Here is an 11,026-nt window from a genome sequence, read left to right on the forward strand (position 1 = left end):
CTTTCGCGTTCAGTGCACCAGGAAAATCAGGAGGAAGAGCGGAATGATCACCCCCGCCCCGACGATCGGCCAGGTGGAAGGGCGCCGGCCCGCATGAATCTGCAGGAGGAGGAAGCCGGTCAGGCTGAACACGATCGTCGCCGCGGCGAAAATGTCGATGAACCAGCTCCATGCGACTCCGGTGTCCCGGCCCTTGTGCAGGTCATTGAGATAGGCGATCCAGCCGCGGTCCGTGTCTTCGTACAGAACCTCGCCGGTCTCGCGGTCGATCGAGACCCAGCCATCGCCCCCGGCACGCGGCAGAGGAACGTACAACTCCTGCTCGCTCCACTCGGAAGCCCGGCCGGTCGCATCGATGCCCAACTCGTCCGAAAGCCAGTCGGACAACTCCGCGGGAAGCGCCGTGCCAGTTTCCGCATCCGCCGGAAACTGGCGAAGCTGTTCAAGGCTGGCAGCCGGGAGAGTTCGCTCTTCGGAGGTGATGACGGCCTCGCTCTCGATCGAGGCGGCATGATTCAAGGTGATCCCGGTAATCGCGAAAAGCAGCATCCCGACAAGACAGATCGCGCTGCTCATCCAGTGCCAGGTGTGGAACTGGCGCTTCCAGAACGCTGGAATGCCGCGCTTCTGCCGGATTCGTTCCTGCCGGGGCACGTCGGTCGCGCGGATTTCGTTGAACTGGGACTTCATGATGGTGACCGGAGTTCCTCCCCGCCCGCTCATTGCGCAGATGCGAATGATGCGCAATAGCGAAGTTCCACCGACACAGAGACCTTGGCGCCTGAATCCCGCTTGAACCGATCAGAAGCGCCAGGGATGCACCCGAAGCCGGCCGCCCAATGAGACGGTCTACTTCGGTCCGTCCAGCAGATGCCGGACTCTCGCGGCGAGATCGGCATAGGCAAACGGCTTGGCGATCAACTCGACGCCCGGATCGAGCCGGTTGCGCCGCATGATCGCGTTCCGCGCGTATCCAGTCGTGAACAGCACCTTCAGATCGGGCCGCACATGCCGCGCCCGATCCGCCAGCACAGCGCCGGTCATCCCGCTCGGCAACACGATATCCGTGAACAACAAGTCCACTTGCTCCTCGCTCCCGTCCAGCAGGTGCAGGGCGGAGGGGCCATCGTGCGCCTCGAGCACTCGGTACCCGAGCTCGCGCAGGATTTCGACGGAGTAGGCGCGCACGTCCTGGTCATCCTCACAGACCAGGATCGTCTCCTCCTGCGCACGCTCCGGCACCGGAACCTCGCGGCGCTCAGTCCTTGCGGCACCCTCGCCCTCGTAACGGGGCAGGTAGATCCGCACCGTCGTGCCTTCGCCGGGCTCGGAGTCGATTCTCACATGGCCGCCGGACTGCTGGACGAAGCCGTACACCATCGACAGACCCAGACCGGTGCCCTTTCCCACTTCCTTTGTGGTGAAGAACGGCTCGAACACCCTGTTCAACATCTCCGGATCCATGCCGCTGCCGGTATCCGACACGGATATGGCGACATATTCCCCCGGTGGGGCGCCCGCCTGCTCGTCATCCAGGCGGGCGTTGGCCGTCTCGATCGTCAGCTTGCCGCCTTCCGGCGTGGCATCGCGGGCGTTCACCGCCAGATTGAGGAGCGCGTTTTCAAGCTGGTTCGGATCGGCTTCGATCTGCCACAGATCCGGCGCGAGAACGGTTTCATACTCGATGGTTTCGCCCAGAGAGTGGAACAGCAGTTCCGACATCCCGGTCACGAGGTCGTTGGCGCTGATCGTCTCCGGCGCAAGCGGCTGCCGCCGGGAGAACGCGAGCAGGCGCTGGGTCAGGACCGCCGCCCGTTCCGCACCGTTCATTGCGTTGTCGGCCGCGCGTTTCAGCCGCTCCGCATCTTCGGGCAGTTTCCGCCGAAGCAGATCGAGATTGCCGATCACCACCTGAAGCAGGTTGTTGAAATCGTGCGCGACCCCGCCGGTAAGCTGGCCTAGCGTTTCCATCTTCTGCGCCTGCCGCAGCGCGTCTTCCATCTCGGATCGGCGGGCGACTTCCTCCGCCACGCGCTGTTCCAGCGTCTCGTTCAGATCGCGTACCGCAGTCTCGATCCGGGTGCGTTCAGCAAGTTCGCGCTGCGCCGTTTCGAAAAGGTGCGCGTTATCCAGTGCAATCGCGGCCTGGGCGGCAATGCCCGTCATCAGCTGCTCATGCCGTTCGCTGAACTGACCGGGTTCCCGGTGCCCAAAGAACAAGCCGCCCATGACTTCACCCAACCGCCCCTTCACCGGCACCGCCAGATAGCTGCGGACCGGCAAGTGCCCCTTAGGCATGCCGAAATGCGGAGCGGTCCGCCCGTAGCGCGGATCATTCGTGATGTCGGCTGAGCGAACCGGTCCATCGCCCGCAAAGGTCGGATGCAACAAAGCCGTTGCGTGCGGCATGCCGACATCGAATTCGGACGATGTGACGCCGGAAAGGGCATGAAGCATGAAGCTCTCCCCTTCCTCATCCGGCACGCTGTAGAAGAATGCACCGAAGCTGGCCCCGGTCAGTTCCACGCCGGCGTCGGTCACCATCTGCACCAGCCGTTCGAGATCGAGCTCACCAGCGAGCGCCGCGCCCGTCCGGTTCAGCGTTTCCAGCCGCCGCCCTTCCTCGCGCAACGCCTGTTCGATGCGCTTTGGCTCCGAAATGTCGATCATGGTGCCGATGAACCGCGCCGCCCGCTGATCGTCGCCCTCGCCTTCGAAAAAAGCCCGCCCAATTGCCGCGACCCAGCGCTCCACCCCGTCCTCGAGTCCGATCGTGCGATACTCGACCTGGTACTCCCCTGGACCGTGGGGGGACAGCGCGCGCTGGACGGCCGCTTCGGTCGCCACGCGATCGTCCGGATGGATGCCGGCCAGGAACGTGTCGAACGAGACTTCGGAGGTAGGCTTGAGACCGAACAGCTCCTTGCATCGGGTGTCCCACCGGCGTTCGCGGGTCAGCGGGTTCAGGTCCCAGGTACCGATATCCGCAGCCTCGGTCGCAAGCCGGAGGCGATCCTCGCTTATGCGCAAGGCCGCGTCGCGCGCCTTTTCGTCCGCGATATTGCGCGCTTCGACGACCGTTCCGGCTGGCTTGCCGTCCTGCTCGCGCAGCGGACTGGCCGCGAACGCCACCGGATAGGCGTGTCCGTCCCTGTGAAGGAAAACCGCCTCACCCTCGACTCGGGACCCTTCCAGGAACGCGCGTGCCATCGGGAATTCGAGCCCGGCGTCGGCGGACGGGCGCTGGACGATGTCCTGCAGCGGGCGCCCTTGAAGCTCGCCCTGTCGGTACCCCGTCAGTTGCTCTGCCGCAGCGTTGGCGTAGATGCAGCGCTGACGGTCGTTCAACAGGAACACCGCCATCTGGGTATTGTCGAGTATCGCATCGAGCCGCTGGTTGGCGCGGCGCAGCTCCTCCTCGGCCCGCCGGCGCTCCGTCCTTTCCCGAAGCTCGCCCATGGCGCGCTTGACGACGTCCGCCAGCCGGTGCAGCCGCTGCTTCACGACGAAGTCGGTGGCACCGCACTTCATCGCCTGAACCGCCAGCTCCTCGTCCAGCGTGCCGGAAACGAAGATGAACGGGATTTCGGGCGCACGTACGGCGGCGAGTTCCAGGGCCGCATCGCCATCGAACCGAGGCAGGACGTGATCGGCCAGGATCACGTCGAAATCCTTCCGCTCCAGCGCCTCCTCGAAATGCTCGCGAGTCCAGACCCGCTCAATGCTGGGCGAAAGCCCAGCTTGGTGGAGCTGCGCTTCGATCAGGTCGGCGTCGAGGCGGCTGTCTTCCAGCAACAGCACGCGGAGGTCCCGCACCTCTCCCAGGCCGACAAGCGCATCCATCAGGCAGACTCGTCCCGCTGTCCCGTGCTGGCGGGCGGCGGCTCGTTCAGGACGGCCCAGAACATCCCTAGCTCCCGGATTGCGTCGAAGAACTCCTTGAAGTCGACCGGCTTCACCACGAACGAATTGACGCCGAGCTCATAGCTTCGAAGCAGGTCCCGTTCCTCGCGGGAGGACGTCAGCATCACGACCGGCGTGTGACGGAGCGTTGCATCGGCGCGAATCCGTTCCAGCACCTCGAGCCCATCGATTTTCGGCATCTTCAGGTCCAGCAGAACCACGGCGGGCAAGACTTTTTCGCGCCCGGCGTACGCTCCCCGGCAATGGAGGTAATCCAGCGCCTCCGACCCGTCGCGGACGAGGACGACGTCGTTGCACAACTGGCATTTCTTCAGGGCGGCCAGCGTCAGCTCGGCATCCTGGGCGCTGTCTTCAACCAGCAGTATCGGTTTCAGATCCGCCATGATTTGCTTCTCCTTGCCTGACCGGCAGCGTGAAATAAATGGTTGCGCCCTCCCCCAAAACGCCCTCGGCCCAAGTTCGGCCCTCATGCCGCTCAAGGATACGGCGCACGTTGGCCAGCCCGATCCCGGTGCCTTCGAACTCGTCGGCATGGTGAAGCCTCTGGAATACACCGAAGAGCTTGCCCGCATAAGCCATATCGAAGCCGCAGCCGTTGTCGCGAACGAAGAAGACATATTCATGACCCTGCCGCTCACACCCCACCTCGATCCGGGCGGTGTCGCGGTCTCTCGTGAACTTGAGCGCGTTGGAAAACAGGTTCTGGAAAACCAGGCGGAGCATGATCGGATCCGCATCGACCGTCGGCAGGGGCGCGATGGTCCACTCCACGCGGCGCCCTTGCTGCTCCATCTCCAGCTGCTGCTTTGCCTCGCTCACCAGCCGGTTCAACTCGACGGGTATCCGGTTGACGGTAGCGCGGCCCATCTGGGAAAAACTGAGCAGACTGTCCACCAGCGTGCCGGCGGAGCGGGCCGATTCCATGATCGTCGCAGCGTAGCGCCGCTCCTGCTCATCCAGTTTTTCGCTCGCGGATGCGGTCAGCAGCTCGGCGTAGCCGATGATGTGTCGGAACGGCGCCCGCAGGTCATGGCTGACGGAATAGGAGAAAGCCTCCAGTTCCTTGTTGCTGCGGATCAGCTGCTGGTTGAGGTCGGCCATCTCCTCGGCACTGCGCAGCACGATATCGACGATCGCCGCCCGAAGCTCCATCGCCGCTTCCACGTCGATCCCCCTCCACGACGCCGAACGCAGTCGCACCGTCTGTTTCCACGCGTCGAACGAAGTCCGGGGGCTGAGGTTGGGGGCAGTCGGCTTGTTCGGATCGCCGCCCCATTGCACGGTCTGGATCACTTCCGGCCTGAACCAGATGATGTAGGAATCGTGGAGCTGCGAAATCGAAACCGCCAGCACCCCGCTGGCCGTGTCCTTGATTGTTTCCGCCCAAGGCATGACGGCTGCAAGGCTGTCGGTGTGGAATTCATCGGGACGGCCCGAAGCGCCCAGCATTGCCGCCAGCTTCAGGACCTGTTCCCGCGGAGGCGTGCTGCCGATAAGCAGGCATTGGCCCGCGTGGAGCACCGCCGCTCCCGCCGAGTCTGTCAACGCCACAAGTTCTTCGGCATCGGCGGTGAGTTCGGAAAGAAAGTCGTCCGCGGCAGACATCCGCGTCAGGAGCCGCGCCTGGATCGAACGACGGGCGACGCGCAGCTCGGCCCGGGTGGCATGCTCCTTCGCATCGATCTGGAGCGACAGGATCTGGCCGATGAAATCGCAGGCCGTGCGCACATGATAGGGAACGCGAAGGGGATCGCGGTTGTGACACGAAATCAGCCCCCAGAGCTGTCCATCCCGCAGCAGGGAAATCGACATGGAGGCGCCGGTCCCCATGTTGCGCATGTACTGCAGGTGCACCGGCGCGACGCTGCGGAGCGCCGCAAGGCTGAGATCGATCGGGCGCCCGGTCAGCGGGTTCAGAACGGGCTCGATCGGCACCGGGTCGTAATCCGCGCTGGAAATCAGCCGCAGCCTATTCCGGCGATAGAGATCCCGCGCCTGGGCGGGAATGTCCGAGGCGGGGAACCGCAAGTCGAGATAGGACGGCAGGACGTCGTTCCCGTCCTCCGCAATGACAGTGCCGTTCCAGTCGCGATCGAAGCGGTAGACCAGTACGCGGTCCCAGCCAGTGAGGCGGCGCACTTCCCTGGCGGCGAGTTCGCAAAGAGCGATGACATCGCCAGAGCGCTCGAGTTCTCCGAAGAAACCTCGGATCACGGGATAAATCGCCTCGACCGACCCCGGCTCTTCGGCTCCGGCCTCTTCCAGTTCCAGCACGATCATGCCGTCTGCCCCGTGCGCTGTGGCATGGTACGGCACCGGCGAACCGCCTGACTGAATCGTTACGACACCAAGGTAAGTGGGCGCCTTCAGATTGTCGTCAAGCTCGCCGGAAAGCGAACGCAAGCTGCCGCCGAGCACCGCGTCGACCCGCTCGCCGAGCGGATCGTCGTGTTCGCGCAGGATGCGGATATCGCTGATCGCGCGCTGCACGACGGTCCGATTTTCCGGCTCGATGACGAAGAGCAGACCGTCGGGCTGGATCGCCCCTGGAATGTGGATCGGCTCTCGCGCGCAGGCATCGAGGTCCAGCCGGTCTTCTGCCGTCTGAGTGGGTGCGCGGGAACTCATGCGTTGCCGCTCCCTGTCGTCAGGCATTGCTCGATGCAGTCGAACGCGGCTGTCGCCCCGCTGACAACAGCTTCGGAGTTGGCGTCGCGGCTGCCGTAGTCTTCAAGGGCGTCGCAGAAGCGCTTCCAGCGCCCGCGCTCTCCATCGGCCTGGAAGTACGTCCGGCCATCCGGCGCGTCGCCGAAAAGGCTGTCGAGAGCGCGATGAAGGACCTGCCCACCCAGTGCGGAGCCTTCGATCGCCCAGACCCACCCGACTGCCTCGGCCGGAGAGCGGGCTTGCAGTGGCGGCAACCCGGATCGGGAGACAAGGTTGCCCGTAGCCGCAAGGTCCGCTTCGATCCGTGGCAACGGATCGCGCAGGGCGAAGCGGAAGCCCGCCGCCGCAAGTTCACGGTGGCCGGTTTCCAAGATCGGGCGCGCCAGGTGGTGGAATCGGAGAAAGCCCAGGAGAAGTCCACGGTACTGGGAAAGGGTCACCGTCCCGTCCAGAATTCTGCGCGCCGCCTCCAGTTCGTGCAGCCGCTGGTGTGCTGCCTCGGTGCGCATCCGCAAGACTGTGCGGAGGGCCCGTGCGCCAGACGCTCCGCGTGGCAGAACCTCAAGTGCCGCTTCTCTGCCAAGTCTGCTTACCGCGGCCACATAATCCTCGAACACGTATCTCTGCGTATGGCCCTTAACGACTGGGTGCGCCCTGCGCCACCCGCAGCCGGAACTGGCGGCTCTCTGCCGGCTGCAAGGCATTGTTGCGAGGCCGCTTGCAAGTCCCGCATCGTCCTGCATTGCAAAAAGCGCAACAGAACGTGCATTTTTGGCGATTGAGTGGCCGGTGGCTAGCAGGCAAATAGAACGGGCCTTTCAGGCATCCTCTCCCAAAACTTCCAAGCCCGGCTCAATGAGCCGGGCTTTTTTTATCCGGGCGCCTGCACCGAGTCCCGTTCAACGAGATGGGAGCCGATCCGTGCCGTTACCCGCTTCCCGCCGACACCTTCGATCAGCATCTTCACCGCGCTGGACGCAAGCTCCGCGATCGGCTGATGGATGGTCGTCAGGTAAGGCCACACGGTCGTCGCGATAATCCCGTCGTCAAAGCCGCAGACCGAAACATCCTGCGGAACTCGGTAGCCCATCTGCTGCGCAGCGTTCATCACGCCCGCCGCCATGTCGTCGTTGGCAGCGAAGACCGCGAGCGGCGGCGCGTAGCTGCCGAGCAGGCGCTTGCCGGCCATCATGCCGCTGTAGAACGTGAAGTCGCCGCTATCTTCCCAGATGACGGACTCAGGGACGAGCGAGCGCATCGTCTGGAGAAACCCCTCCCGACGGTGGGCTGCACGCCCGTGGTTTTCCGGGCCGTTGACAAGCGCGATGCGCCTGTGCCCCAACCGGTGGAACAGGCGCGCGACTTCGCCCGCGGCTGCAAAATCGTCCGTCTCGACCGTGCTCGACCGGGCGGGATCGAATACGGGGGCGATCCGGACATACGTCCTCCCCTCCCGTTCCAGCACGTCCAGCACACGCGCATCGTCGGCCAACGGGGGAGTCAGCACGAACCCATCGCATCGCCCCTTCTGCAGGACTGCAAGAAGCTGGGCGGCGAGGTCTTCATCCGGCACCTGCGAATTGATTTCGTCGATCCTCAGATGATAGCCGGCGTCGCGGCATGCCTGGTAGGCGCCGGCCTGAACTTTCATGGTGTAGTTAGGGGACGGATTATCGAACAGGACCCCCACCGTGAAGGAACGCGCGCCTGCCAGCGACCGGGCAGCGACATCCGGCACGAAGCCGAGCGCCTGGACGGCTTCCTGCACGCTCTTGCGCAATCGTTCCGAAACGTGCGCCTCGCCGTTCACCACGCGCGAAACGGTCTTGAGCGAAACTCCGGCGCGCTCGGCAACATCCGCCATCGTAACTCGTGGGCGCACGGAGTCGTGCATTCGATACTTCCCTTCGCAAGACTGGCCGTACAGCGTCCAGCAAAGCTGCGGATAGCGGCAGAAATCCTGCCCGACAAAGAGGTTTCGAAGGATTACCCGCAACGGCCAGGCGGCATGACCGCGCCGCCAGTGCTGGCAGCGGGGATCTTCCCGAACCGCTGCGCCCGTTGCTAGCCGCAACCGAAGCTTTCAGCGGCAGTGCGGGTGGAAAGCCGGAAGCTGGACGATGGCTCCGCCTGACTACCTGCTCACGATGCCCGCGCCGCGCGGGTAAAGCGGATCGACGCTGTCGTCGGGCAATCCGGGATCCTGCCGCTCGACCGCCTCCATCGAGCGGGGCAGTTCGAACGGCAGGGTGCCGCGCGCGGCAGCCTTGCCAAGCAGCACGTCGAGCACCGCTGCATCGCTGGCCCCGAAGTTACCCAGGATCACCGCCGCCTTGTCCTGTACGCCGGTCAGGATCGCGGGCCGATCAAGGAAGATCGCCAGCGCGGTCGGAACATGCGCGCTCGCCTGCTTCAACGCCTCGTAAGCCGGATCGCCGTCGCGGAAGTCGAGCCTGCCTTCCTTGTAGCGGCTGCCGAAGAAGTGGTTCGGGTGCAGCATCTCGGACGCGGTTTCCGCCCGCACGATGGCGAAGTCGGCTTGCGCCGGATCATCGACCACGGCCAGCCCTGCCGCTTGTGCGGCTTCAGGCGCCATTCCGAACAGCCACACCTTCCTGCCCGGCCCGAATGGCAGCGTGCCGCCGCTGTCCTGCAACAGGACTTGCGCTTCCCGCTGAACTTGCGCCGCCAGCGCGAGATCTTCCGGCGTGGCGATCACCGCGCTGGCGCGCTGCGGATCGACGTAAGGGTTTTCGAACAAGCCAAGCTGGAACTTGGGAAGCAATACGCGGCGAACGGATTCGTCGAGGCGGCTCTCCGTGATCTCGCCCTCGTCCACGGCGGCGATCAGCGGAGCGACTTCATCGACCCCGCCGAACTGGTCGAGCCCGGCCTGAAGCCCCTTCACGTAGCGTTCCCGCACGGTCAGGTTCTCCACGCCCCAGGCCGTCGAGATATCCTGCGGTCGCTGCGGCGCTTCGGCTGTCGGCGCGCGGCAACGCTCATTGCAGTCGCGAGTTATTGCCCAGTCGGACAGGACGATCCCTTCGTAGCCGAGCCGCTTGCGCAGGACGTCGGTCAGGAGCTGGCGGCTGAAACCGGGGCTGACTTCCTCGATCGGCTCCCCTTCCAGGGTCGCGCCGGCGAGGATGGGATAAGCCGGCATCAGCCCGGCGGCCTCTGCTTCCAGCGCGCCTTCGAACGCAGCAACGTGCATCCCGAGCGCGCTGCCGGGGCGCGCGAAGCGGCCGTAGTAATTGTGCGCATCGAATCCTTCCGGCTCCGCTCCGTAGCCGACCCAGTGCTTGATCACGGTTGCGACGCCGTTCTCCTCCAGGCCGTCCGCGCCGCCCTGAAGCCCTGCGACATAGGCCCCGCCCAGCACGCTGGTCAGGGCTGCATCGCTGCCGAAGGTGCCGCTGGTGCGTCCCCAGCGAGGCTCGGTTGCGAGATCGAGTTGAGGAGACAGCGCCATGTGAATGCCAACCGCGCGATATTCCTTGCGCGCGATGTCGCCGAAGCGCCGGACAAGCTCCGGATCGCGCAGGGCCGCGAAACCGAGCAGTTCCGGCCACTGCGTGGTGCCGGTGCCGCTTTCCGCCGCTCCCAGGACATACTGGAAGTGGCTGCGCGGATCGGTGCTGATCGTCAGCGGAATGCCTAGGCGGCTGGTTTCCGCCAGTTCCTGCACCGCGTTGTTCTGCTCGGCAAGGTCGGCGGGGGCCAGCGTCAGCCGGGTAATGAAGCTGGTGACGTGCTTGTCGCGCACGAGGTCTCCGAGGGCTTCGAGGTCATAACCGTCCGCCCGCCCGAGAACGCCGCCGGCGCCCGGCAGGGTCGAATGCATCAGCGTGCCGACTTTCTCAGCCACAGTCATGTGGGTCACGAGATCCCCGGCACGCTGCTCCGCTGACAGGCGCCAGTCCTCGTATGGGTTCAGCACTCCGTCGCGATTGAGGTCGCGGAAGCGCAGGCCGTCCGCTGAAACCAGCGGCTTTGCGCGCGCGCCAAGCTCCGGCTGCGGCGCGAGCGGCCCCGCCCCAATCGCTGGCTCCGCACCCTGCGCACAAGCGCCCAGCGCCAGCAGCGCGGCACCTGCCGCAAGGCTCTTCATCATCGAACGCACCACGTGCCTCTCCACTTCATTGTACCGGGAAATCATGCCCGGGCCGGTTTTTCCGGCTGATCCATCGTCGTGCAGGGTCATCGATCCTGTCGGCGCTAACGCTCGGCTCCCGCGTGCAGGCAAAGACCAGAAGTGGCAGCGCTGTCAATCCACACTGCCGCTGCGCTCCCAACCGAGACCGCCAGTCAACTGAGAAATCGGCCATTCTGAGACCTACCTGCCCTGCGATCCCGCCGTCTCCCGCACCACGCAGCGAAATCCGATGTGGCTGGTCGAGCTGTCGACGGCCTGCGGATGGCGAGCCGCGGG

At 64.9% G+C, this 11,026-nt stretch carries 7 protein-coding genes; all 7 read right to left on the reverse strand.

Translation table 11 applies throughout. From position 1 onward, the window contains the following. Positions 1 to 9 precede the first annotated feature (9 nt). Entirely contained in the window at positions 10 to 723 is a 714-nt protein-coding gene (locus ELY13_RS09275; RefSeq protein WP_338142325.1) for a PepSY-associated TM helix domain-containing protein, read from the reverse strand. A gap of 126 nt (positions 724 to 849) precedes the next feature. Then, positions 850 to 3,843 carry a response regulator gene (locus ELY13_RS09280; RefSeq protein WP_126173626.1) on the reverse strand — a complete coding sequence of 998 codons (2,994 nt, stop codon included), beginning with the start codon at positions 3,841 to 3,843 and terminating at the stop codon, positions 850 to 852. Then, complete coding sequence (locus tag ELY13_RS09285; RefSeq protein WP_126173627.1) at positions 3,843 to 4,307, reverse strand: response regulator; 465 nt, start codon at positions 4,305 to 4,307, stop codon at positions 3,843 to 3,845. The genes ELY13_RS09280 and ELY13_RS09285 overlap by 1 nt, the downstream gene beginning before the upstream one ends. Next, on the reverse strand, positions 4,276 to 6,552 hold the full coding sequence (locus ELY13_RS09290; RefSeq protein ID WP_126173628.1) for an ATP-binding protein: 2,277 nt from the start codon (positions 6,550 to 6,552) through the stop codon (positions 4,276 to 4,278). The genes ELY13_RS09285 and ELY13_RS09290 overlap by 32 nt, the downstream gene beginning before the upstream one ends. After that, entirely contained in the window at positions 6,549 to 7,100 is a 552-nt protein-coding gene (locus tag ELY13_RS09295) for a biliverdin-producing heme oxygenase (RefSeq protein WP_164549756.1), read from the reverse strand. The genes ELY13_RS09290 and ELY13_RS09295 overlap by 4 nt, the downstream gene beginning before the upstream one ends. Positions 7,101 to 7,462: 362 nt before the next feature. After that, positions 7,463 to 8,455: a LacI family DNA-binding transcriptional regulator gene (locus ELY13_RS09300; RefSeq protein ID WP_164549757.1), complete on the reverse strand. Its 993-nt coding sequence runs from the start codon at positions 8,453 to 8,455 to the stop codon at positions 7,463 to 7,465. 270 nt (positions 8,456 to 8,725) lie between these two features. Beyond that, on the reverse strand, positions 8,726 to 10,798 hold the full coding sequence (locus tag ELY13_RS09305) for a glycoside hydrolase family 3 protein (RefSeq protein WP_241233618.1): 2,073 nt from the start codon (positions 10,796 to 10,798) through the stop codon (positions 8,726 to 8,728). Between the last annotated feature and the right edge of the window lie 228 nt (positions 10,799 to 11,026).

It is taken from the genome of Altericroceibacterium xinjiangense (assembly GCF_003958635.1).
GTDB classification, from domain to species: domain Bacteria; phylum Pseudomonadota; class Alphaproteobacteria; order Sphingomonadales; family Sphingomonadaceae; genus Altericroceibacterium_A; species Altericroceibacterium_A xinjiangense.